22 protein-coding genes and 2 pseudogenes are annotated in these 22,840 nt (G+C 68.5%); 21 read left to right on the plus strand and 3 right to left on the minus strand.

Annotated elements, in window-relative coordinates:
- Nucleotides 1-1,297: lysine 2,3-aminomutase (locus VM306_RS01145; protein WP_325510302.1), on the minus strand; the 1,297-nt coding region annotated here is incomplete at its 3' end.
- A gap of 130 nt (nucleotides 1,298-1,427) precedes the next feature.
- Here VM306_RS01145 and VM306_RS01150 point away from each other — a divergent pair.
- Complete coding sequence (locus tag VM306_RS01150) at nucleotides 1,428-1,886, plus strand: FxsA family protein (RefSeq protein ID WP_325510303.1); 459 nt, start codon at nucleotides 1,428-1,430, stop codon at nucleotides 1,884-1,886.
- Complete coding sequence (locus VM306_RS01155) at nucleotides 1,883-2,443, plus strand: GNAT family N-acetyltransferase (RefSeq protein ID WP_325510304.1); 561 nt, start codon at nucleotides 1,883-1,885, stop codon at nucleotides 2,441-2,443. Before VM306_RS01150 ends, VM306_RS01155 begins: the two co-directional genes overlap by 4 nt.
- Before the next feature lie 4 nt (nucleotides 2,444-2,447).
- Here VM306_RS01155 and VM306_RS01160 read toward each other — a convergent pair whose 3' ends face one another.
- Entirely contained in the window at nucleotides 2,448-2,843 is a 396-nt protein-coding gene (locus VM306_RS01160) for an SsgA family sporulation/cell division regulator (protein ID WP_325510305.1), read from the minus strand.
- A 101-nt stretch (nucleotides 2,844-2,944) separates the two neighbouring features.
- Here VM306_RS01160 and VM306_RS01165 point away from each other — a divergent pair, with 101 nt between their 5' ends.
- The 14 genes and pseudogenes from VM306_RS01165 (at nucleotide 2,945) to VM306_RS01230 (ending at nucleotide 15,051) form a co-directional block, all read left to right on the plus strand.
- On the plus strand, nucleotides 2,945-3,904 hold the full coding sequence (locus tag VM306_RS01165) for a TIGR03885 family FMN-dependent LLM class oxidoreductase (RefSeq protein ID WP_325510306.1): 960 nt from the start codon (nucleotides 2,945-2,947) through the stop codon (nucleotides 3,902-3,904).
- Nucleotides 3,901-5,409: an alpha-amylase family protein gene (locus VM306_RS01170; protein ID WP_325510307.1), complete on the plus strand. Its 1,509-nt coding sequence runs from the start codon at nucleotides 3,901-3,903 to the stop codon at nucleotides 5,407-5,409. The genes VM306_RS01165 and VM306_RS01170 overlap by 4 nt, the downstream gene beginning before the upstream one ends.
- Nucleotides 5,410-5,479: 70 nt before the next feature.
- Nucleotides 5,480-6,490: an L-erythro-3,5-diaminohexanoate dehydrogenase gene (locus VM306_RS01175; RefSeq protein ID WP_325510308.1), complete on the plus strand. Its 1,011-nt coding sequence runs from the start codon at nucleotides 5,480-5,482 to the stop codon at nucleotides 6,488-6,490.
- A complete protein-coding gene (locus tag VM306_RS01180) occupies nucleotides 6,483-8,030 on the plus strand; it encodes an amidohydrolase (protein WP_325510350.1) in 1,548 nt (515 codons plus the stop codon). Before VM306_RS01175 ends, VM306_RS01180 begins: the two co-directional genes overlap by 8 nt.
- A gap of 3 nt (nucleotides 8,031-8,033) precedes the next feature.
- Nucleotides 8,034-9,602: a lysine 5,6-aminomutase subunit alpha gene (locus tag VM306_RS01185; protein WP_325510309.1), complete on the plus strand. Its 1,569-nt coding sequence runs from the start codon at nucleotides 8,034-8,036 to the stop codon at nucleotides 9,600-9,602.
- Entirely contained in the window at nucleotides 9,599-10,351 is a 753-nt protein-coding gene (locus VM306_RS01190) for an OAM dimerization domain-containing protein (protein ID WP_325510310.1), read from the plus strand. The genes VM306_RS01185 and VM306_RS01190 overlap by 4 nt, the downstream gene beginning before the upstream one ends.
- A 26-nt stretch (nucleotides 10,352-10,377) precedes the next feature.
- Nucleotides 10,378-10,746, plus strand: a complete 369-nt coding sequence (locus VM306_RS01195; RefSeq protein ID WP_325510311.1) for a hotdog fold domain-containing protein — start codon at nucleotides 10,378-10,380, stop codon at nucleotides 10,744-10,746.
- 46 nt (nucleotides 10,747-10,792) lie between these two features.
- A complete protein-coding gene (locus VM306_RS01200) occupies nucleotides 10,793-11,968 on the plus strand; it encodes an ATP-binding protein (protein WP_325510312.1) in 1,176 nt (391 codons plus the stop codon).
- The gene (locus tag VM306_RS01205; protein WP_325510313.1) at nucleotides 11,965-13,005 is read left to right on the plus strand and encodes a ParA family protein; all 1,041 of its coding nucleotides are present in this window, start codon (nucleotides 11,965-11,967) and stop codon (nucleotides 13,003-13,005) included. The genes VM306_RS01200 and VM306_RS01205 overlap by 4 nt, the downstream gene beginning before the upstream one ends.
- Before the next feature lie 95 nt (nucleotides 13,006-13,100).
- Nucleotides 13,101-13,235, plus strand: a pseudogene (locus tag VM306_RS01210) (hypothetical protein); the annotation flags it as partial.
- Between the two features lie 37 nt (nucleotides 13,236-13,272).
- Nucleotides 13,273-14,055 (plus strand): hypothetical protein, encoded by a 783-nt coding sequence (locus VM306_RS01215; RefSeq protein ID WP_325510352.1) that lies wholly within the window; start codon nucleotides 13,273-13,275, stop codon nucleotides 14,053-14,055.
- Nucleotides 13,964-14,410, plus strand: coding sequence for a sulfite exporter TauE/SafE family protein (locus VM306_RS01220; protein ID WP_325510351.1), 447 nt, complete (start codon nucleotides 13,964-13,966; stop codon nucleotides 14,408-14,410). The genes VM306_RS01215 and VM306_RS01220 overlap by 92 nt, the downstream gene beginning before the upstream one ends.
- Before the next feature lie 13 nt (nucleotides 14,411-14,423).
- Complete coding sequence (locus VM306_RS01225) at nucleotides 14,424-14,624, plus strand: hypothetical protein (RefSeq protein WP_325510314.1); 201 nt, start codon at nucleotides 14,424-14,426, stop codon at nucleotides 14,622-14,624.
- A gap of 76 nt (nucleotides 14,625-14,700) precedes the next feature.
- A complete protein-coding gene (locus tag VM306_RS01230; RefSeq protein WP_325510315.1) occupies nucleotides 14,701-15,051 on the plus strand; it encodes a GntR family transcriptional regulator in 351 nt (116 codons plus the stop codon).
- 27 nt (nucleotides 15,052-15,078) lie between these two features.
- On the opposite strand, the gene VM306_RS01235 is transcribed toward VM306_RS01230, so the two are convergent.
- Entirely contained in the window at nucleotides 15,079-15,798 is a 720-nt protein-coding gene (locus VM306_RS01235) for a hypothetical protein (RefSeq protein ID WP_325510316.1), read from the minus strand.
- 624 nt (nucleotides 15,799-16,422) lie between these two features.
- On the opposite strand from VM306_RS01235, the gene VM306_RS01240 reads away from it, so the two are divergent.
- The 5 genes and pseudogenes from VM306_RS01240 to VM306_RS01260 all read left to right on the plus strand — a co-directional run bounded on the left by VM306_RS01240 (nucleotide 16,423) and on the right by VM306_RS01260 (nucleotide 22,834).
- Nucleotides 16,423-17,589: an acyl-CoA dehydrogenase family protein gene (locus tag VM306_RS01240; RefSeq protein ID WP_325510317.1), complete on the plus strand. Its 1,167-nt coding sequence runs from the start codon at nucleotides 16,423-16,425 to the stop codon at nucleotides 17,587-17,589.
- Entirely contained in the window at nucleotides 17,586-19,814 is a 2,229-nt protein-coding gene (locus tag VM306_RS01245) for an acetate--CoA ligase family protein (RefSeq protein ID WP_325510318.1), read from the plus strand. The genes VM306_RS01240 and VM306_RS01245 overlap by 4 nt, the downstream gene beginning before the upstream one ends.
- Before the next feature lie 60 nt (nucleotides 19,815-19,874).
- Nucleotides 19,875-20,417: a DUF4360 domain-containing protein gene (locus VM306_RS01250; RefSeq protein ID WP_325510319.1), complete on the plus strand. Its 543-nt coding sequence runs from the start codon at nucleotides 19,875-19,877 to the stop codon at nucleotides 20,415-20,417.
- Nucleotides 20,418-20,664: 247 nt separating this feature from the next.
- Nucleotides 20,665-21,681 (plus strand): annotated as a pseudogene (gene rho, locus VM306_RS01255) (transcription termination factor Rho); the annotation flags it as partial.
- 22 nt (nucleotides 21,682-21,703) lie between these two features.
- Nucleotides 21,704-22,834, plus strand: a complete 1,131-nt coding sequence (locus VM306_RS01260; RefSeq protein WP_325510320.1) for a Glu/Leu/Phe/Val dehydrogenase dimerization domain-containing protein — start codon at nucleotides 21,704-21,706, stop codon at nucleotides 22,832-22,834.
- Nucleotides 22,835-22,840 lie beyond the last annotated feature (6 nt).

A 22,840-nucleotide genomic window follows, 5' to 3' on the forward strand; every position in this document is an offset into this window, starting at 1 on the left:
CTTCGAGCTCGATCCCGGTGCGGTAGTTCTTGGTCCAGTAGGAGATCCCGAGCTCGCGGTCGTAATCGGCGAGCTGGTGCACCCACCGCTTCCCGACGTACGGCACGTCGCACACGATCCGCGGCGTCGCATATCCGGGCAGGTAGCCCATGATCGCGTGCTGCAGCTCCTGCGCCTCCCACACCGACACCCGCCAGTGCTCCGCGTTGGGGATCATGTCGCACATGTAGAAGTAGTACGGCAGGATGTTCGCTTCCCCTTGCAGCGCAAAGCAAAGATCCAGCAGGTCGTCCGAAGTGGCGTTGACGCCCTTCATCAGCACGCCCTGGTTGCGCACGTCCCGCACACCGACCTCAAGGGCCGTACGCGCGGCCTCGGCCACGAGGGGCGTCACGGACTGGGCGTGGTTCACGTGCGTGTGGATCGCCAAGTTCACGCCGCGACGGGACGCCGTGCGCGCTACGCGTTCCAGGCCCTCGACGACGCGTGGCTGGAGCCAGTGCTGGGGGAGGCCGGCCAGGGCCTTGGTGGCCAGGCGGACGTCTCGGACGGTCTCGATGTCCAGCAGGCGCATCAGGAACGACTCGAGCTGCGGCCACGGCACGTTCGCCACGTCGCCGCCGGAGACCACCACGTCGCGGACGCCGGGGGTCTTCTTCAGGTAGCCGATCATCTGGTCCTGGCGGTCGACCGGCTTCAGGGTCAGCTTGTGCTTGTCGATCAACGGTGTGGAGTTGCCGACCAGGTCCATGCGGGTGCAGTGCCCGCAATACTGCGGGCAGGTCGACACCATCTCCGCCAGTACCTTGGTGGGGTAGCGGTGGGTCAGGCCCTCGACCACCCACATCTCCGCCTCGTGCAGCGAGTCGCGTTGAGAGTGCGGGTGGGACGGCCAGTCGGGGTCGCGGTCCGAGGAGACCGGCAGCATGTAGCGGCGCACCGGGTCGGCCAGGAAGGCTTCGGTGAACTCCGCGGGCGTCAGCGGCGCGTCTACCGCCATCGTGTTGACCATCTGCGGCGGGATCAGCATCGACATCGTCGCGAACGACGACTGGTCCGCGGCGAGGTCGTCGTAGAACTTGTCGGTCAGCAGGTCGCCCGCCACCTTGCGGAGCTGCTTCACGTTCTTGACGCAGTTCACCCGCTGCCACTGGGCGTCGCGCCACTGCGCCTCGGTCACGTGGGCCCAGCCGGGGAAGCGCCGCCAGTCGGGTTCGACCAGCTCTCGGCGGACGTACGTGTACGGCTGGCGGTCCAGCCGCTCCAGCGCCGTGGGGGCGTCGTGCAGCGCGGTCATCCGTACTCCTCTACGTCGAGGTGGCGTAAAGATATCCTGTCATACCGCCAGGCTGCCGTAAATATTTCAGATCAAGGCCTGGTTGAGGGGTGCTCGGGAGCATTTGCGGCGTCCCGTGCGTTCAACCGGTATGCCTGTTCTCGCGCTGCTGCTGCTCGGGGTCTTCGCCGAGGTCGCGGTCATGGTCGCCGTTGGCAACGCCATCGGCGGGCTCTGGATGATCGCGCTGCTCCTGGTCGGCACCCTGGTGGGTCTGTCGCTGGTGCGCAGGCAGGGTGCGCACGCCGTGGCGGCGCTGCGCGAGTCGGTGTTGAGGCGTCAGCAGCCGCACCAGGAGATGGCCGACGGCATGCTCATCGCGGCCGCCGGTGCGCTGATCATGGTGCCGGGCTTCCTCAGCGACGTGGTGGCGTTGTTCCTGCTGTTCCCGCCGACGCGCAGGATCGTGAGCAGGCGGGTCGCGCGCAGGGCGGAGGCGGCGGCGCTCAAGTTCGAGCACGAACGCCGCTTCGGCGCCGGTCAGGTCGTCGAGGGCGAAGTCGTCGACGCCGAGCCGGTGATCATCGCCGACCGGCGCGAACTGACGTGATCCGCGCGTACCGGCCCGCCGACCTGAACGCGCTCTACGACATCTGCCTCGACACGGGCAACGGTGGCCAGGGCGTGCGCCACCTGTTCGACGACGCGCGGTTGATGGGGCACGTCCACGTCGGCCCGTACGTGGCGTTCGAGCCCGACCTGGCGGTTGTCGCGGAGGACGATGACGGCGTCTGCGGTTATGCCGTCGCGGCGTCCGACACCGAGGCCTTCGAAGACCGCTGCGACCGCGACTGGTGGCCTGACCTGCGCGTCCGCTATCCGTTGACGCCGGACGCGAACCGGATCGTGCAGCAGATCCACCACCCGGCGCGGGTCGACCCGATCATGGTTCGCGACTATCCGGCGCACATGCACGCGAACCTGCTCCCGCGCGCGAAGGGCAAAGGGCTCGGTGGCGCGCTCGTACGGGCGTTGCTCGAACGTCTGGAGAAGGGCGTTCATGTGCACGTGCGGCACCACAACACACACGCGATCGGCTTCTGGGAACACGTCGGCTTCCGCGTGATCGACTCCGCCGACGAGCTCGTGCTGGGCCTGCGCCTCTGACCGGTCAGGCCAGCAGGTCCTTCAGCAGCAGCTCGAAGTCGACGACCTCACGCCCGGCCGGCACCGCGGAGTAGGTCGAGTCGAGGAACCGGCCCAGCTCGTCCGCCGACAGGTGGAACACGGCGTGCGAGTCCTCGGTGAACAGCTCCAGCACGAGCACGTCACCCTCCGCCGGACGCAGCCGCACGTCGCCCATCCCCGCCGGCGACATCAGCCCGTCGGACAGCAGCTCGCGCCCGACCAGCCACGTCGACTCCTGGTCACGTGCGTGGAAGCGCATCGTCACGGCGTGCGGATCGTCTGAGCGGTACTGGAAATCGACGTTCATCGGCTCGATGGAGCCGTCCGGCCGAACGAACTCAACGACGGTGACGGTGCCGACACGAGTCTCGTTGAACATCGTCGTTCCTCCTCCGCAGCGAGGGTGCTGCATTCCACACGGGCGCGACGTTCGCTCGGTTCAAAGCTTTCTCGAAGTGCTCGAATGGGTACTGAAGGGACATGACGGTCTACGGGATCCACGCCTCACACGAGCAGATACACCCCTCCGCCCTGCTCACCGCCGTGCGCAGGGCCGAAGAAGCCGGGTTCGGCGCGGCGATGAGTTCCGACCACTTCTCACCGTGGAGTTCGCGCCAGGGCCAGTCCGGGTTCGCCTGGTCGTGGCTCGGCGCCGCGCTGCAGGCCACGAGCCTGCCGTTCGGCGTGGTCACGGCACCGGGGCAGCGCTACCACCCGGCGATCACCGCCCAGGCGATCGGCACGCTCGCCGCGATGTACCCAGGACGGTTCTGGGCCGCGCTGGGCACCGGCGAGGCGAGCAACGAGCACATCACCGGCGACGGCTGGCCGCGCAAGGACGTCCGCACGGCCCGGCTGCGCGAGTGCGTCGACGTCATCCGGGCGCTGCTCTCCGGCGAGGAGGTCAGCCACGACGGCCTGGTCACGGTCGACCGCGCCAGGCTCTGGACGTTGCCGGACGAGATGCCGCTGCTGATCGGCGCGGCCGTGAGCCCCGAGACGGCGCGGTGGTGCGCGTCCTGGGCCGACGGGCTGATCACCGTGAACGCGGCCCCCGACAAGCTGCGCGAGGTGGCCGACGCCTACCGCGACGCCGGCGGCCGGGGCAAGCTCCACCTCCAGGCGCACCTGAGCTGGGACCCCAGCGAGGACAAGGCGATGGCGATGGCGCACGAGCAGTGGCGCAGCAACATCTTCCAGCCGCCCGTGTGCTGGGACCTGGAGATGGTCGACCACTTCGACGTCGTCTCCGAGAACGTCACGCCGGAGCAGGTCGCCGAGGTGGTCAACGTGTCGTCGGACCTGAAGTGGCACGCCGAGCAGCTCAACGCCTACGAGGAGATCGGGTTCGAGGAGATCTACCTGCACCACGTGGGCCAGGACCTGACCGCGTTCATCGACGCGTTCGGCGAGCACGTCCTGCCGGAGGTGACCGCGTGATCCGCACGTCCGACGTCTGGTGGAAGAACGCCGTCCTCTACTGCCTCGACGTGGAGACCTTCTCCGACGAGGGGTTCCGCGGCGCTACCGAACGCCTCGACCACCTGCACGCCCTCGGCGTCACGTGCGTATGGCTGATGCCGTTCTACCCCACGCCCGAACGCGACGACGGCTACGACATCACCGACTTCTACGGCGTCGACCCACGGCTCGGCTCGCTCGGCGACTTCGTGGAGTTCGTGCGCGCCGCACGGGACCGTGGCATGCGCGTCATCGCCGACCTCGTCGTCAACCACACGTCCGACGAGCACCCGTGGTTCCACGACCCCGAGAAGCGCGACTGGTACGTGTGGGCAGACGAGCCGCAGCAGGACGGACCTCAGGGGATCACCTTCCCCGACAAGGAGAACTCGCTCTGGGAGTACTCCGAGGAGGTCGGCAAGTACTACCTGCACCGCTTCTACAAGCACCAGCCCGACCTGAACGTCGCCAACCCCGCCGTGCGCGACGAGATCGCGCGGATCATGGGCTTCTGGATGGAGCTGGGGCTCAGCGGCTTCCGCGTGGACGCCGTCCCGTTCCTGCTGGAGCACCAGGAGAAGACCGACGCGATCGACCTGCCCGACCCGCACGACTACCTCACCGACCTGCGCGCGTTCCTCAACCGCCGCAACGGCGAGGGCGTGCTGCTCGGCGAGGTGAACCTGCCGTACAAGGACACGATGGCCTTCTACGGCCAGGGCGTCGGCGACGAGCTGACCATGTGCTTCGACTTCGTCGGCATGCAGGCGATGTACTTGGCGCTGGCCCGGCAGTCGAGCGGGCCGATGGTCAAGGCGTTGCAGGAACGCCCGCTGCCGCCGCGCGACGGGCACTGGGCGACGTTCGTCCGCAACCACGACGAGCTGACGCTGGACAAGCTGCCGATGGACGAGCGCCAGGAGGTCTTCGACGCCTTCGGCCCTGACCCGGACATGCAGCTCTACGGCCGTGGCCTGCGACGCCGGCTCCCCGGCATGCTCGACGGCGACCAGCGCCGCATCCGGATGGTCTACAGCCTGTTGTTCACGCTGCCGGGCACGCCGGTGCTCTTCTACGGCGAGGAGATCGGCCTGGAGGAGGACCTGTCGCTGGAAGGCCGGCTCGCGGTGCGCGTGCCGATGGACTGGGAGGAGGCGGGCAGGCAGCGCCACGACCCGGACTCGCTGCTCACGTGGATGCGTCGTCTGGTCGAGCTCTACCGCGAGGCGCCAGAGTTGGCGTGGGGCACCGTGCAGGTGCTCGACGTCGGCGATCCGACCGTGTTCGCCCATCGCGCGGACTGCGACGGCGGCACCGTGATCGCCGTGCACAACTTCGCCGACCAGGAGGTCACCGTGCGCGTTCCGGCCGACGGAGTGCTCACGGACCTGGCGACGGGCGGCACGGTCAAGCCGGCCAAGAGCGGCGCCAAGGTGGACCTGGCACCGTACGACTGCCGCTGGTTCCGCCTGATTTCCGAGTGATGCTTGCGGGATCTTGAAGCTTCACGTGAAGATATCTTCGAGACAGCGTCGTCGACCGAAGGATTTTCAGGTGAGCGCGTACGGACTGCACCGCGTCCTCGACCCCGCCGGCGTCCTTCCGCAGCAGGCGTGGCGGCTGGACGCGGACCCGGTCGCCGCCGCCGACGAGGTCGTCGTCGCGGTCGAACGCCTCAACCTGGACGCGGCGTCGTTCCGGCAGCTCAGGGAGCAGCACGGCAGCGGCGCCGCGGTCCGGCAGGCCGTGCTCGGCATCGTCGCCGAGCGCGGCAAGATGCAGAACCCGGTCACCGGCTCGGGCGGCATGCTGCTCGGCACCGTGCTCGAGGTGGGGCCGGAGTCGCCGCTCGGGCTGAAGGTCGGCGACCGGATCGCGACACTGGTCAGCCTCACGCTGACGCCGTTGAGGATCGACGACGACCTGCGGGACTGGGACGGCGAGGACGAGCAGGTGCCGTGCCGGGGGACCGCTGTGCTGTTCGGACGGTCCATCGCGGCCGTGCTACCGGACGACATGTCCCACGAGCTGGCGCTATCCGTGCTCGACGTGTGCGGTGCACCGGCACTGACCGACCGTGTGGTGCGTAAGCACCCCGGTGGGTCCGTGTTGGTGCTCGGCGGTGGCGGGAAGTCGGGGTCGCTCTCTCTCGCGGCCGCACGTCAGGCCGGTGCGTCGCGCCTCGTGGCGTTGGTGCCGACTGAGCGTGAGGCCGCGTTGGTGCGTGAGTCGGGCCTCGCGGACGAGGTCGTCATCGCGGACGCACGCAACCCCGTCGCTGTCGCTGAAGCGGTGGGCAAACAAGTCGACGTCACGGTCGTGTGTGTGGACGTGCCGGGGTGCGAGCACGGCGCCATCCTCGCGACCGCGGACGGCGGCACCGTGATCTTCTTCTCGATGGCGACCTCGTTCAGTGCCGCCGCTTTGGGAGCGGAGGGGCTGGCGGCCGACGTCGAGATGCTGGTCGGCAACGGGTATGTGCCTGGTCACGCGTCGTTCGCGCTGGACCTGGTCAGGACCCGGCCGGGTGTGCGGGCGCTGTTCGAGCAACGGCAGACTGCGTGACGTGAGTACGCAACTTTTGGTCGGCGGCCGCATCTACGCGCCGGATGCGACGGCCATGGCCGTCACGGACGGCGTCGTCGTGTGGATCGGACAGGACTCGGTCGGCCGTGCACTGCACCCCGACGCCGAGGTCATCGAGCTGAACGGCGCCTTCGTCGCGCCCGCGTTCGTCGACGCGCACGTGCACGCCACGTCGGCCGGCCTCCTCCTGACGGGCCTCGACCTGACCAGGACGTCCTCGGTGGACTCCTTGCTGCAGCAGGTGCGGGACGCTCCCGGCCCGCTCGTGTGGGGCCACGGCTGGGACGAGACGCGCTGGCAGGAGAACCGCCCGCCGACGCGCGCGGAGATCGACGAGGCCGCCGGCGGCAAGACGGTGTACCTGTCGCGCATCGACGTGCACTCCGCACTCGTCTCGTCCAACCTCATCACCGACGAGGCTCGTGCCGCGGACGGGTTCTCAGGAGACGGCCCTCTCTCGCGCGCCGCCCACCACCACGTCCGGGGCACCGCCAAGGCGGCCATCACCGCTGACCAACGCCGAGCCGCGCAGCTGGCGTTCCTCCACCACGCCGCTTCTCGGGGGATCGCGGCCGTGCACGAGTGCGCCGGTCCGGACATCTCCGGCGAGGACGACCTGCGCGAGCTCCTCGCACTGGGCGAGGGGCCTGAGGTGGTCGCCTACTGGGGAGCCGGTGACCTGCCTTCGGTCCCGGTGCGGGGTCTGGCCGGTGACCACTTCGTCGACGGCGCGATCGGTTCGCGCACGGCCGCACTGGTCGAGCCCTACGCCGACGCCCCGACGTCGGGCGCGCTCTACCTGACCGGTCAGCAGATCGCCGACCACCTGGTCAAGTGCGCCGAGCTCGGTCTGCAGGCCGGCTTCCACGTCATCGGCGACGCCGGCATGGCCGCGATCATCGAGGGCTTCGAGGCCGCCGAGAAGACGCTCGGCACGCCCGCCCTGGCCTCCGCGCGCCACCGCCTCGAGCACGTCGAGATGGTCACCGAGGAGCAGGCGGAGAAACTCGCCGGGTGGGGTGTGATCGCGTCCGTCCAGCCGTTGTTCGACGCCGAGTGGGGTGGTCCGACTGGGATGTACGTCCAGCGGCTCGGAGCCGAGCGCGGTGTGGGGCTGAACCCCTTTTCCCGCCTGGCCGCCGCGGGCGTGGTGCTCGCGTTCGGCTCGGATACCCCGGTGACCGCCATCGACCCGTGGGCTGCCGTGCGCGCGGCGGTGCACCACAAGACCGAGGGCTTCGGGGTGTCACCTCGCGCTGCTTTCACCGCTCATACCCGTGGCGGTTGGCGTGCGGCGGGCGTGGACGACGGCCTGACCGGCACTCTGCAGCCCGGCGCGCCCGCGACCTACGCGGTGTGGGAGACCGGCGACCTCGTCGTGGCCGGGTCGGACGCACGGGTGCAGCGCTGGTCGACCGACCCGCGTTCGGGTGTGCCCGGTCTGCCCGACCTGACCGGTCCGGCGCCCGTCTGCGTGCGGACCGTGCTGAACGGCCGGGCCATCTACGAAAGGAAGTGACTCATGGCGTTGCTCGACCTCGACCCCAAGGTCGTCGCGACCGCGCGCGAACTCGCGGCGCGGGCCGCCGAACCGGTGGTGTCCCTCGCGAAGGCGCACACCACCGTCGCCGTCGAGCGCGCCACACTCCGCCTGGCAGGTATCACCGGCGCGGACTCCACCCACCGCGCCGGTGACGTGCCGTGGGTCAACCGCGTGATCGACACGGTCCGTGAGCAGTGCGGTCTGGAGCACGGCGTGGCGCTCCCGGCCTTCCACGCACTGCGCGAGAACAACCTCGCCACGCTCACCGAGCTCGCGGAAGCCACGGCGGCGGGCCAGATCCAGTTCAAGATCCCTGAACGCAAGGACCTGACGGCGGCCAAGAAGGCCGCGACGAGCGCCGTCGCCAGGGGACTGAAGACCGTCGACCGCAACCGGGCCCAGCGGGACAAGCTCGTCGCCAAGTGGGGCGACCCCGCGCAGCGCCCGTGGATCTACCTGATCGTCGCGACCGGCGACATCGACGAGGACGTGGTCCAGGCGCAGAACGCGGCCCGCGCGGGCGCCGACGTCATCGCGGTGATCCGGTCGACCGGCCAGAGCCTGCTCGACTACGTGCCGGAAGGCGCCACGCACCACGGCTTCGCGGGCACGTACGCCACGCAGGAGAACTTCCGGATCATGCGCGCGGCGCTCGACGACGTGTCGAAGGAGGTCGGCCGGTACGTGCGGCTGACCAACTACGCGTCCGGGCTGTGCATGCCGGAGATCGCTGTGCTGGCCGGACTCCAGCGGCTCGACATGATGCTGAACGACTCGATGTACGGCATCCTGTTCCGCGACATCAACCCGATCCGCACGTTCGTCGACCAGCGCTTCAGCCGCCAGGTCCACGCGCGGGCCGGCATCATCATCAACACCGGCGAGGACAACTACCTCACCACCGCGGACGCCGTCGACGCCGCGCACACCGTCACGGTCTCCCAGCTCCTCAACGAGCACTTCGCCCACGAGGCGGGACTGCCCGACCACCTGCTGGGCCTCGGGCACGCGTTCGAGATCAACCCGAAGGTGCCCGACTCGTTCCGGTTGGAGCTCGCGCACGCGCTCCTGGCCCGCGAGCTGTTCCCGGACGCGCCCCTCAAGTGGATGCCGCCGACCAAGCACATGACCGGCGACGTCTTCAACGGCTACCTGCTGGACGGGTTCTTCAACCTCGCGGGTGTCCTGACAGGACAGTCCATCCTGCTCGTCGGCATGATGACCGAGGCCGTCGTCACGCCGTTCCTGTCCGACCGCGACCTCGCTCTGCAGAACGTCCGGTACGTGCTCAACGCGGCGGGCAGCCTCGCGGAGGACTTCCGGCCCGCGCCGGACGGGCTCATCGTCAAGCGGGCGCACCAGGTTCTCGGCGAGGCCGTCGACCTGCTCGGGCGCATCGTCGACGACGGCCTGCTGAACGCGATCGCGGACGGCACGTTCGGCCTGATGAAGCGCCCTGCCAACAAGGGCAAGGGCGCCGATGGCGTGGTCGAGAAGGCCGAAACGTACTTCAACCCCGCGAGCGAGATGCTGGAGGCCGTGCAGTGACCGACCCGAAGAGGTACGTGAGGCCGTACGGCGACACCACCGGCGACGGCATGGTCCAGACGTCGTTCACCCTGCCGATCCCGTTCGGTCCCAAGGCGGACGGCGCGGCGCAGCAGCTCGCGAACAGGATGGGCATGGACCCCGCGATGGTGGTCCACTCGAACCCCATCGGCGAGAACTTCACGTTCTTCGTCGTCTACGGCTCGGTGAAGCACCTGGTGGACCTCGACGAGGTCAAGGTCGTCGAGCGCGAGTACCCGCTGCTGTCCCCGGCCGAGGTCAACACGACGCTCAAGAAGGTGTTGCGGCGCAAGCTCGTCGTCGTCGGGGGCTGCATCGGCACGGACGCGCACACCGTCGGCATCGACGCGATCCTCAACATCAAGGGGTTCGCCGGCGAGAAGGGCCTGGAGTACTACCGCGAGCTGAAGGTCGTGAACCTCGGCGCGCAGGTGAGCGTTCCCGAGCTCGTCCGCAGCGCCCGCGCGGAGAAGGCCGACGCCGTGCTGATCTCCCAGGTCGTGACCCAGCGGGACGCGCACATCCTGAACACGCAGGAGATGTCCGCGGCGTTCCGCGAGGCGATGGGGGACAGGCGGCCGCTGCTGGTCGCCGGTGGTCCCCGCTTCGACCCGCTGATGGCGGGCGAACTGGGGGTTGATCGGGTGTTCTCCCGGGGTACCACGCCGGGCGAGGTCGCGAGCTATCTGGTGCACGCGATGCAGGAGAAAAAGGGGGTCGCCGCGTGAGCGGGGCTTTGGTCGAAGGCTTTCAAGTGACGCACCGCCGTTACGTGCCGCACTCCCACGCGCACTACGGGGGCAACCTCGTCGACGGTGCCTACGGGCTCGGGATGTTCGGCGACGTCGCCACCGAGCTGCTGATCCACACGGACTCCGACGAGGGACTCTTCGCCGGGTACAGCTCCGTGGAGTTCGCGGCGCCGATCCAGGCCGGTGACGTCGTGGAGGCCACGGCGACGCTGGTGCGCATCGGCAAGCGGTCGCGTGAGATCGAGTTCGAAGCACGGGTGGTGTGCCGTTCGTCGCCCGAACGCGGACCTTCGGCGGCCGACGTACTGGTTGAGCCGATTGTCGTAACGCGGGCACGCGGAACTGTCGTGGCTCCTAAAGCCGCCGAATAGGCAACACCGCACTGCGGAGATCGCGCGGTCTGCGAGGATTGCGGTCATGACCACCGACCTTGCCGACCAGCTCGGGACGAACGAGACCTCCAGCCTCGAGTTCAAGGAGTCTGTCCCGGAGCGCAAGGTGATCGGCCAGCTGATCTGCGCGTTCGCCAACGATCTACCGAAGAACGGCGGAGGCGACCTCCTCATTGGAGTGGACGACTCGGGCGAGCCGGTGAAGGTGGAGATCAACGATCGGCTTCTGCTGACGTTGACCGAGTATCGCGATGACGGCCGAGTCATCGACCGGCCGTCGATGACGGTCGGTCGTGCGATCTTCAAAGGTCAAGAAGTGGTGAGGATCCGGGTTGAAGCCTCGGCCACACCGCCAGTGCGGTTCGACGGTGTCGTGTACGTGCGTCCGGGACCGACTACGCGAAAAGCACACCGAGAGGATGAACGCGTGCTCACCGAGAGGCGTCGCGAACTCTCGGCGCCTTTCGACAGTCACGCCGTTCACTCAGCCGCGATCGAGGACCTCGATCTGACGCTGTTCCGGTCGACTTACCTGCCATCGGTGGTCTCTCCTGAGGTGCTGGAGGAAAACGGGCGCCCGGCTGACTTGCAGCTGGCATCTCTCCGTCTAACGGATCCCAACGGTGTTCCAACCGTACTGGGCTTGCTCGCGATCGGCCTGAATCCGAGCGCACAGATTCCTGGCGCCTATATCCAGTTCGTCCGTTACAAGGGCACCGATCTCGACGCTCCTGTAGTCGACGATCAGGAGATCCGGGGCAACGTGGTCGATGCCGCCGCTCGGCTGTCCGCCGTACTGCGAGGGCATCTTCACACCGCGTTGGTCACTGTGGACGATTTCAGAGAAGAGGAACATCCAGACTATCCGTTGGAAGCGCTGCGAGAGATCTGCATGAACGCGGTGATGCATCGTAACTACGAGTCGTCTTATGCTCCTGTTCGCATCGCATGGTTCGATGATCGAATCGAAGTAACCAACCCAGGTGGTCCCTTCGGGCAGGTCAACGCTGACAACTTCGAACGGGTCAACGACTACAGAAACCCTTCGCTGGCTGGTGCGATGAAGGCTCTAGGTTATGTTAACCGGTTCGGGCGCGGTATTGGTCGCGTTCGGGCATCGTTGGCGCGAAACGGGAACCCGCCGGCCGAATATGTCGTCGATGACGTGTCGTGGTCTGTGCTCGTGAGGAGGCAAGCGTGATCTCGCTGGCGCTCTTCAATAACAAGGGTGGCGTTGGAAAGACCACGCTCACCTATCACCTTGCGCACATGATGGAGCGGCTGGGTCAACGAGTATTGGCCGTCGATCTTGATCCGCAGTCGAACCTGACCGCGGCATTTCTCGATGAGGACGATCTCGCGGCCTTGTGGAACGAGTCGAGCAGTCCCGTGCTGGGGCAACTTCAACCCCGTCTGCTGCCCATGCTGGATGCGGCGAACCCAGGCACTCTGGCAGCTTCTGTCGGGCCAATCATGGAAGGGCTGGGAGACATCGAGCTGTTCGACCCCATTCGAATTCGAGACACGCTCTGGTTGTTGCCTGGCGATCTCGAGTTGAGTGCGTTCGAGGAGAAGCTCTCCGACGCTTGGCCTCGTAGCTTCACCGGTACGGACATGGCCGCTATCAGGGCTACCACCGCGTTTCACCGGATCATCTCGGCTGCCGCGGAGAAGGTGAACGCGGACGTCGTCCTCATCGACGTTGGGCCGAACCTCGGTGCGATCAACCGCTCGGCGCTGCTGGCCTCCGACACGGTGCTGATGCCGTTGGCGGCAGACTTGTTCTCGCTGCGAGGATTGATCAACCTGGGACCGGCGCTTCGTCAATGGCGGTCGACGTGGCAGGAGACGGTAATGCCGAAGGTGCCTCCTGCGATCGATGCGCCAGCCGGAAACATGGTTCCGCTCGGATACGTGATCATGCAGCCGACCATGCGGCTCGATCGACCGGTCGCCGCGTACCGGCGTTGGCTGGACCGCATCCCCGGCGTGTTCGCGGATGAGGTACTAGGCGAGGCGAGGTCTGGGTCTGACGTTCGTGGCTACGAGATTGCTACCGTGCGTAATTACCAGAGTCTCATGCCGTTGGCGCACGATGCCCGGAAGCCCATGTTCGACTTGCGCTCGGCCGATGGCGCGATCGGCAGCACCCTAGGGCTGGTACAGCGGTGTTACAAGGAGTTCCGCAGTCTGGCTGAAACGGTCCTAGCCAGGTTGGCTGAAGCGAAGACGCCTTAGCGCACAGCTTCGAAGCCGCCGAACAGCACCAAAAATCGAACCGAACCGGCAGACGTCCTGCTCCGAATCCCTGGCTGTCGGAAGGGAGCAGGACAATGTCTACGAGCAACAAGAAGCGATTACGCCGTGGGGCGGTCGCCGCGGTCGTGGTCGCGGCAGCGGCGGCGATACCGGCGGCCCAGGCCTCCAGCCACCGCGAGGCACCCCTGATCGCGGTGGACCCCGCGGTGGACAACACCGACGTCTACGCCTTCACGAGCCCCGACCTTGCAGGACCGCGAGTTCGTCGACGCCCGCAAGCGGTGTGCCGAACGCGCGAAGTCGCTGGACGCCATGGCCGACGAGCGGCAGCTGCTGTTCGAGGTGCGCGACGCCGGCGTCGTGCGCCCTGCCGGTGAGGCGGGTCTGCCCACGATGAGGCTGACCTGCGAGTACACCGCGCCCCTGACGGTGAGCGGCGAAATCGGCGTGACGTTCAGCGACTCGTACCTCGAGGACGGGGTCGGCTGGCGCGAGATCACCGTCGCCGGTGTCGGCGTCGCGGTGTCCGGCGCTCCGGCCGAGTCGGTCAGCGACGAGCTGCGCACCTACCCGGAGGACCTGCTGTCGTCCCCTCTGGACGTCCGGGCGGTGCGGTTCGTGGCGCGACCGGGGGAGGGGACCGTCGTCACCCCGCCCGGTGCGCTGGGAGCGGCCACGAAGGTGGCCGCCGGCCTGGTGGGTGACCTCACCCCGGTGGTCGGGATCGGCGCGGTCCTGCTGTCCCTGGTGCTGGGCGCGTCCCACGCGGCGCTGCCCGGCCACGGCAAGACAGTGATGGCCGCCTACCTGGCGGGGTCGAGGGGGAACCCGCCGCGACGCACTCCTCGTGGGAGCCACCGTCACCATCACCCACACGGCGGGGGTACTGGTGCTGGGGCTGCTGCTCAGCGTGTCCAGCGTGGTCGCGGGCGAGTCGGTGCTGCGCTGGCTCGGCGTGGCGAGCGGTCTGCTGGTCGCGGTGATCGGAGGGGCGCTGCTCCGCTCGGCGGTGCTGTCCCGTGGGCATGAGCGGCGCGACTCCGGACATGGTCATGGGCACGGTCACGGCCATGGGCACCGCCGGGCGGGGCTCGTGGGGATGGGCGGCGCGGGCGGCCTGGTGCCCTCGCCGTCCGCGCTGGTCGTGCTCCTGGGCGCGATCGCGCTGGGCCGCACGTGGTTCGGCGTCGTGCTCGTGCTCGCCTACGGGCTGGGCATGGCCGCGACGCTGACCGCCGCCGGCCTGCTGCTGGTCTCGCTGAGGGACCGCTTCGGGCCGCGCCTGACCCGTTTCCGCAGGCTCGCGGACTTCTCGCCGCTGGGCACCGCGGCGCTGGTGATGCTCGTAGGAGTCGGTCTGGCCACGCGTGCGCTGGCCGGTTAGGTGCATCTCGTGCATGAGGCACCAGGACCAGGCACCGGGGGAGGAGTACCTCGACGAGGGGAACTGGGACACCGTCGTGTCGTTGTCGATCCTCCGCTACTACACGACCAACGGCACAAAGCCCTACTGCGACGGCAGAGCCGCGTCGGAGTCCGACCAGGGCTGGCGCGAGCTGTACGTGCGGATGGGTGCGGACCAGACCAATCTCCGGTGATTCGACCGCAACCTCCCGGCAACTCCTCCGTTGGTCAATACAGAGGTAGTGACATGCCGGGGAGGATGGGGCCGCAGTGAAGATCGACCACCAGGGGGACCTGCCCCCGTACGAGCAGGTGCGCGTGCACTACGCGCACGCGATCTCGAACCGGGACCTGCCGGTGGGTGCCAAGCTGCCCACGGTGCGCGCCCTGGCGAAAGACCTGGGCCTGGCGGTCAACACGGTGGCGCGCGCCTACCGTGAGCTGGAGGAAGCCGGCCTCGTCGAGACACGGGGCCGCGCAGGGACCGTGGTGAGCGCGAACGGCGACAACAACCGGGAGCGCGTCCGCGCGGCGGCGGCCCAGTACGCGGCGATGTCCGCGGAACTGGGCCTCACCTCGGACGAGGCGCTGGACATCGTCCGGGCGGCGCTGAGGACCTGACCACGCCGCCGGGTGTGTCGCGACCGGTCAGAGCGGGAGCAGGTCCTGGGCGAGCTGGTGCTTGATCCACCACTCGCCCTCGGTGCCGGTGTGGTTCGGAAAGCCGCCGTCGCCGAACACGCGGTTGAGGTAGGAGACGAACGGCATCGGCCCGCCGTCCCAGGCGAACAGGCCGTCGGCACACCCGTCGGGCAGGACGAACCCGTACGGCGAGCCCCCGCTGGTGTTGTCCTTGTGCAGCTGGTCGGGGGCCACGGAGAACTCGAACAGTCCGTCGGGCTCCTGCGCCCACGCCTCGTGCTCCTCCTCGAGGTACCTCCGGTACCCCTCGCTGGAGCACGGCCTTTCCACCTCGACGACCAGTGGGTCGGCTCCGGCCGACGTCGGCCACCGCGGGTGCGTCCCCACGAGCCACACGTCGCCGACGATCCTGACCCAGGCCTCCAGCGTCATGGGCAGGGTGCCGAACCTGTCCCGCATCCAGCCGAGGTGTGCTTCGGCGTTCTCGGTGGGCGGGATGTGGGGCGTCGCCGGGGTCTGCTCGTCGTTGTTCGCGTGGAAGCGGTAGCCCTCGGCGGTGAGCCGCTCCACGATCAGCTCGACGTTGTGCCGGGCGCGCCGCGCCATCTCCTCGCAGACGGCCCGCGCTTCGTCGGCCCGCTCGCGGACGCCGCTCCCGAGCTGACGGAGCTCGTGCCACACCGCGTCCCGTCGCCCGCTCCGGTAGCGGCTGAGCCAGTCGGTCATGGCCGTCATCCTGGCGGAGGCGGTGTTCCGCTGATCATGCGGGATGCTCCGTGCGGGTACTCCTGCGCCGGGTGGTGATCACGGTGCGTCAGCCCGGCTCGTCGTGACGGCAGGCGAAGCAGCCGGCGGCCGGCCGGTGTGCGGCTGCGGTCGCGCGCCCTCCGGCGGCAGTCCGATGGCTCGGCGGGCGCGGTTCGCATAGGGCAGGCCTATCGACGGGCCGCGCCTCTGTCACGAGTTCGTCATCGCCGGGCCTCGGCGACCTCGCCGCGAACAGGCCCACAGCACCGTTCACTGAGGACTTGCGTCACAGAAGACTCTGCCACCAAACAACTCTGATGCGAACAGGCCTCTCGGCGGCATCGGCAATGCAAATCGGTCGGTGCGCGAGGCCCCGCCCTCCCAGGGGGCAAACCACCCACCTCCACCCAACCTAGCGACCGAACGCACCTGTCAACCCACCGTTCGGCGATCTGTGGACAACTCCCGGTATTCCTCCTCACGATCGGGTTCGCGGCCCCGAGCCATCACCCGTTCGCGACCTTCCAACCTGCTGAAACGCGGCTAGGCTGCCCCGTGGACCGCGAATAACTGACTCATCAGTCAAATTAGGAGTGAGAGAGAATGGGGCGGACCGTCCGCGACGGCCTGCGGCTCACGGCCGAACAGCAGCAGTTCGTCGAACTGGCCCGGGAGTTCGCCGCCGCCGAGATCCGCCCGCGGGCGCGCGCCGTCGACGAGGCCGACACCGAGTCGCCGCTCGACCTCTGGGAGAAGGCGGCGAAGCTCGGCCTGACGAGCTTCATGATCCCCGAGGAGTTCGGCGGCGGCGGTGTCACCGATCTGCTCACCCAGGTCCTGATCCAGCAGGAGCTGTGCCACGGCGACATCGGCATCGGCAACCTGGTCACGTCCAACGGCTTCTTCAGCGCGCCGATCGAGCACCTCGGCAATCCCCGGCAGCAGCAACGCTTCCTCCGTCCACTCGCGACTCGAACTCCGCCGATCACCGCTGTCGCCGTGACGGAACCGGGCAGTGGATCGGACGCGGCGAGCATCCGGACGTCCGCCAGGCGTGTGGGTGACGATTACGTCCTCAAAGGACAGAAGACCTGGATCTCCAACGCCCCCTACGCCGAGTACTTCGTCATCTTCGCGACCGTCGACCCGTCGAAGCGCGCCAAGGGCGTGACGGCGTTCGTCGTGCCCCGCGACACTCCCGGCCTCGAAGTCGGACCGCCGTTCCGCAAGATGGGCCAACGCGCGATCGTGAACGCCGAGGTGTTCCTCGACGACGTGCGCGTGCCCGTGGAGAACCGGCTCGGCGAGGAGGGGCAGGGATTCGCCGGGCTGATGCGGACGTTCGACGCGTCGCGCATCCTCATCGGCGCCGCCACGACCGGACTCGCCCGCGCCGCACTCGACTTCGCGAACGACTACGCGCGCACCAGGCTGCAGTTCGGCGTGCCGATCATCCAGCACCAGGCGGTGGCGTTCCGGCTCGCCGACATGGCCACTCGTGTCGACACGGCGCACTTGCTCACCGTGCGCGCGGCGACGTTGCACGACGAAGGACACCCGGTGGCGCAGGAGGCAGCGATGGCGAAGCTCGTCGGATCGGAGAACGCCATGTGGTGCACCCATGCGGCCGTGCAGACGTTGGGCGGCTACGGCTACTCACGCGACTACCCCGTCGAACGCTGGATGCGCGACGCCAAGCTCGAAGAGATCGAAGAGGGCACCTCGGACATCCAGCGCCTCGTCATCTCCCGTGGCCTCGGTGCCAGATGATCTTCTCGGATCCCGCGTCCGTCGCGGTAGTCGGTGCCAGCGACGACCCCGCCAAGTGGGGCCACTGGCTCGCGCGAGGCGCTCTCGTCGGACGTGACCGCCGCACGGTCCACCTCGTCAACCACGGCGGCGGCCTGGTCCTCTCGGAACCCACGGTCCGGTCGCTGTCGGAAATCGCCGAGGCCCCCGAACTGGTGGTGCTCGCCGTGCCCGCGGCGCACGTGCCGGCGGTGGTGGACGAGGCGCTGGCGGTCGGTGTGCGGGGGTTCGTCGGCATCACCTCCGGGATCGACGACTCGGTCGTCCGCAGGATCCGTGACGCGGGAGCGCGCCTCCTCGGGCCGAACTGCCTCGGTGTGTTCGACGCCGCGACGTCCCTGCACCTCGCCTGGGGCCGGTTCCAGTCGGGTTCGCTGGGGGTGGTGTCGCAGAGCGGGCAGGTCGGGCTGGAGATCGGCGGGCTCGCGGCGGCGTCGGGGATCGGCGTCTCGCGGTTCGTCTCGGTGGGCAACCAGGCGGACGTGACGGCGACGGAAGCGTTGCTGGACCTCGTTCCGCACGACATGACCACGGTCGTCGGCGTCTACCTGGAGAGCTTCGGTCCTGGAATCGTGACGGCGATGTCGGAACTGCGCGCCGCCGGAAAGCCGGTGGTGTTGCTGACCGTTGGCTCTTCCGCAGCCGCCCAGGAAGCCGCTCTCACCCACACCGGTGCGCTGACGTCCTCTTTGGACGTTGTGGATGCGGCCTGCCGCCGTGCCGGCGCGGTGCGAGTCGCCACTCCGGCCGCGTTGGTGGACCTGGCCGCCGTGCTGTCGTGCGGGACGCCCCGCGGCGCACGGGTCGGGGTGATCTCGGACTCCGGTGGTCAGGGTGCGATCGCGGCGGACCTCGCGGTCGCGGCCGGGTTGTCCGTGCCCGCGCTGACGTCCGCCGACGGGTTGCCCGCCGGGGCGTCGAGGCGCAATCCGATCGACCTCGCCGGGGCGGGGGAGCGCGACCTGGCGAACTACGCGCGCGCCGTCGAGGTGCTCGCGCGCGGGGGAGAAGTCGACACCGTCGTGTTGTCCGGCTACTTCGGCAGCTACGGAGAGGACACGCCAACACTGGAGTCCGCCGAGGTGGCGGTGGCGTCGCGAATCTGTGACGTGGCCAGGGAAACCGGTGTCACCGTGGTGGTGCACAGCATGCGCCCGGACTCGGCCGCGGTGCGGGCGTTGCGGGCGGGCGGGGTACCGGTGCAGCACACGATCGAGCGCGCGATGGCCGCGCTGGGTGACGCGGCACGCCTCGGCGCGCTTGATCAACGGCCCACTCGCGCGCCGCGCACGCCGGAACTGTCGGTGCTGCCTGGAAGAATCGAAGCCGGGGGACCCCCTGGAGGGGACGCCTGCGCAAGCCTGGCCACCACGCACGCCGGGAGCGAGACGGCGGCAGTGGGTGAGGGTTTGGCCACCGCGGGGGTCGAGGCAGTGGCCGAGGACGAGACGGCGGCAGCGGAAGGGGAACCGGCCGCTGCGGGCGAACGGAGTCGGGTGACGGGTGACGAAGGCTTGGCCACGACGGTCAAAGGCGGGGCGACAGCGGTGTCGTTCCAGCCGGGCTACCTCGCCGCCCGCGACCTCCTGAGCTTCGTCCGCTTCCCCCGAGCCCACGCTGTCACGAGCGTCGCCGAAGCCAGATCCACGCCGCTCAAGGCGCCGTACGCCCTCAAGGCCGACTGGCTCACCCACAAGAGCGAGTGCGGCGGAGTGAAGATCAACGTCACCGACCCCGCGGTGGCGTTCGAGGAGATGCACGCCAGGCTCGGGCCCGGACCGTACGTCCTCGAGGAGATGGACACGCGCGAGAACGCCGTCGAGCTGATCATCGGCGCCAAGCAGGACCACTCGTTCGGCCCCGTTGTCCTCGTCGGGGCGGGCGGCATCCACGCGGAGCTGTTCAACGACACCGCGATCGAGCTCGCACCCGTCACCCCGGCCACGGCGCACGACATGCTCGAACGGCTCATCTGCGCCCCGCTGCTGTCCGGCTGGCGCGGCGCACCGGCCCCCGACGTGCCGGCGCTGGCCGAGGTGATCGCCCGGATCTCCGAGACGATCACGGCTCGGCCGGATCTCGCCGAGATCGAGCTCAACCCGGTGAGGGTCGGTCCCGATGGCGTGCTGGCCGTCGATGCACTGGTCATCCCCGCGGGTGGTGCGGGAGGCCAACAGGTCGCATGAGCGGGCCCTGCGGGATTGCGAGCCTCGGTAGGTTCTCCTGCAGCGACTCGAGGAGGCCCGATGCTGGCTGTGGTAGCACTGCTGGTCTCGCTCGTCCAGCCGCTCGGGCTGGTCACGGTCGACGTGACCAGTGTCGCCGGCGAGGGCTGTCCGGCGGGCACGAGCAGCGTTGCCATGTCGTCGGACAACGAGGCGTTCACGGTCACCTACAGCGACTTCCTGGTGCAGAGCGGCAAGAAGAGCTGCACGATCGAGCTTCGCATCAACCACGCGGCGGGGTACACGTACGGTGTCGCGGCCACCGACTACCGGGGGTTCGCGCACTTGGACGCGAAGGTCAAAGGGGTCGTGCGCAACGCCTACCGCTTTCCAGGTTTTCCGACGCGTCACAGCACGCACACCTATCAGGGGCCGATGAGCGACAACTGGTACGCCACGGACACCCCGGACGGGGTGCAGCACGGGCCGTGCAAGGGGCGCGAGCCGTTGGTCATCGAGACCGAGCTCAAGGTGACGGGTACCGGCGGCTTCATGACCATGGATTCGACCGACTCGAGCGTGAGCACCACGTTCCGGTTGTCGTGGAGGAAGTGCTCGGAATAACAGGTGCGCGCCTGACGTTGTCTGATACAGTCATGCCGTACCGGCAGTGCGCTGAGGCGCACGTAAGTTCCGGCCAGCTGCTGGACGATCACAACGCCGCAGCGACGAACCCCCAGCCTTTGACGCTGGTGGACCCATATTCGATGCCCTCCCGAGTGCATCGACAAGCGCTCTCCTCCGCACACGGCGTGCGGAGTCGATGAAGCGCATCTGAAACCCTCCTGAAAGGACAGACCCGATGCACATCGGTGTACTCGACGTACGCAACAACAAGGCATTCCTGGTCGACGGGCCGCAGGTTCCGCAGCACCTCGTGAGGCAGCACGACCTGCGCCGCGGCGACCAGATCAGCGGTGAGGCGGAGGGCGACAAGCTCGTCGGCGTCGACACCGTCAACGGGCGCAGGCCCCACCGGCGGCCGAGGTTCGAGGATCTCACGCCGCTCTACCCCAACGAGAGACTGCGGCTGGAGCACGACCCCGACGAGCTCATCAGCCGCACCATCGACCTGGTCATGCCGGTCGGCAAGGGGCAGCGGGCACTCGTCGTGGCGCCGCCCAAAGCCGGCAAGACCATTGTGCTGCAACAGATCGCGCAGGCGATCGCCAAGAACGACCCCGACGTCCACCTCATCGTCGCGCTCGTAGGAGAGCGGCCGGAAGAGGTGACCGACATGCGGGCCACTGTTCCCGGCGAGATGTTCGCCTCGACGTTCGACGAGCACCCCCGGGACCACATCGCGGTCGCGGAGCTCGCGGTGGAGCGGGCCAAGCGGCTGGTCGAGGACGGGCGGGACGTGGTGATCCTGCTCGACTCGCTCACGCGGCTCGGACGCGCCTACAACCTCGCCGCGCCCAACGGTGGGCGCATCCTCAGCGGTGGTATCGACGCCGGGGCGCTCACGCCGCCCAAGAAGTTCCTCGGTGCTGCGCGGAACATCGAGGAGGGTGGCAGCCTCACGATCTTCGCCACGGCGTTGGTGGAGACCGGGTCCACGGCCGACACGGTGATCTTCGAGGAGCTCAAGAGCACCGGCAACGCCGAGCTGAAGCTCGACCGGAAGGCCGCGCAGAAGAGGATCTACCCCGCCGTCGACCTGCACCAGTCCGGCACGCGCAAGGCCGAGCTGCTCGTCTCGCCCCAGGAGCTGTCCATCACGGACACCATGCGCAGGGCGATGGCCGACCGCGAGATCGACGTGCTGCTCGAAGGGCTGCGCAAGACGCAGAGCAACGCCGAGTTCCTCATGCAGATGTCCAGGTGACCGACGCCGTAGGCTGAGGCCGGTGAGCTACCTCGAAGTCACGTGGACCGACCCGGCTACGCACGCCAAGGGCTATCTCGTCATCGACCGGCTCGTGCGCGGGGTCAGCAGCGGCGGGCTGAGGATGCGTGCGGGGTGCACGCTCGACGAGGTGCGCGGACTGGCTGCGGGAATGACCGCCAAAGAGGCACTGAACTACGACCCCGACGCGCGCTACGTGCCGCTCGGCGGCGCCAAGGGTGGCATCGACTTCGACCCCTACGACCCGCGAGCCGAAGACGTCCTCACGAACTACCTGTACGCGATGTCGCCCTACGTCGAACGGTTCTGGACGATGGGGGAGGACCTCGGCCTGAGGCAGTCCACGATCGACCGGGTCATCGAGAAGATCGGTCTGCGGTCGTCCATCCAGGCGGTGTACCCGCTGCTGGACGACGAAGAGAAAGCGCGCCAACGACTTGCGGACGCCTTCCAGGTCACTGTGGACGGTGTGGGCCTCGACGAGCTGGTCGGTGGCTACGGTGTCGCGCAGGCGGCGTTGACCGGCATCGAACACCTCGGACTGACCGGCGCGACCGCGTTCGTGCAGGGCTTCGGGTCCATGGGTGGCGCTACCGCGCGGTACCTCGCCCAGAACGGCGTCAAGGTCGTCGGGCTCGCGGACGTCCACGGTGTCGTCGCAAACCCACGAGGTCTCGACGTGGAAACCCTTCTGCTGTCACGGGACCAGCACGGCGGCATCGACAGGACGAGACTCCGCGAACAAGACGAGCAGCTCGACGGTGAACGGTGGCTCGACGTCGAGGCGGACGTGCTCGTCCCCGCCGCCACCAGTTACGCGATCAACGCGGGCAACGCGCACCGGGTCAGGGCGAAGCTGGTCGTCGAGGCGGCCAACATGCCGGTGACCGAGGAAGCCGAAGCCGAGATCGACGCGCTCGTCATCCCCGACGTCGTCGCGAACTCCGCCACGAACTCCTGGTGGTGGTGGACGTTGTTCGGCGACGTCGAGGCCACGGCGGAGTCGGCGTTCGACAAGATCGCCACGACCATGCGCCGTCTCACCAAGGGAGTGGTCGACCAGCCGTCGCCCCGAGCAGCGGCGCTGCGGATCGCGGCCGAAGCGTCCGAGGAGATCGCGAGACGGTTCTAGACTCGG

It is taken from the genome of Lentzea sp. (assembly GCF_035525475.1).
In the GTDB taxonomy this organism is placed as follows: domain Bacteria; phylum Actinomycetota; class Actinomycetes; order Mycobacteriales; family Pseudonocardiaceae; genus Lentzea.

Excerpts from the sequence above, each read along its gene's own strand:
- VM306_RS01150 (WP_325510303.1), top strand. The coding sequence starts at position 1,428 with ATGCCTGTTCTCGCGCTGCTGCTGCTCGGGGTCTTCGCCGAGGTCGCG.
- VM306_RS01160 (WP_325510305.1), bottom strand. The coding sequence starts at position 2,843 with ATGTTCAACGAGACTCGTGTCGGCACCGTCACCGTCGTTGAGTTCGTT.
- VM306_RS01165 (WP_325510306.1), top strand. The coding sequence starts at position 2,945 with ATGACGGTCTACGGGATCCACGCCTCACACGAGCAGATACACCCCTCC.
- VM306_RS01185 (WP_325510309.1), top strand. The coding sequence starts at position 8,034 with ATGGCGTTGCTCGACCTCGACCCCAAGGTCGTCGCGACCGCGCGCGAA.
- VM306_RS01200 (WP_325510312.1), top strand. The coding sequence starts at position 10,793 with ATGACCACCGACCTTGCCGACCAGCTCGGGACGAACGAGACCTCCAGC.
- VM306_RS01225 (WP_325510314.1), top strand. The coding sequence starts at position 14,424 with ATGAGGCACCAGGACCAGGCACCGGGGGAGGAGTACCTCGACGAGGGG.
- VM306_RS01235 (WP_325510316.1), bottom strand. The coding sequence starts at position 15,798 with ATGACCGACTGGCTCAGCCGCTACCGGAGCGGGCGACGGGACGCGGTG.
- VM306_RS01240 (WP_325510317.1), top strand. The coding sequence starts at position 16,423 with ATGGGGCGGACCGTCCGCGACGGCCTGCGGCTCACGGCCGAACAGCAG.
- VM306_RS01245 (WP_325510318.1), top strand. The coding sequence starts at position 17,586 with ATGATCTTCTCGGATCCCGCGTCCGTCGCGGTAGTCGGTGCCAGCGAC.
- VM306_RS01250 (WP_325510319.1), top strand. The coding sequence starts at position 19,875 with ATGCTGGCTGTGGTAGCACTGCTGGTCTCGCTCGTCCAGCCGCTCGGG.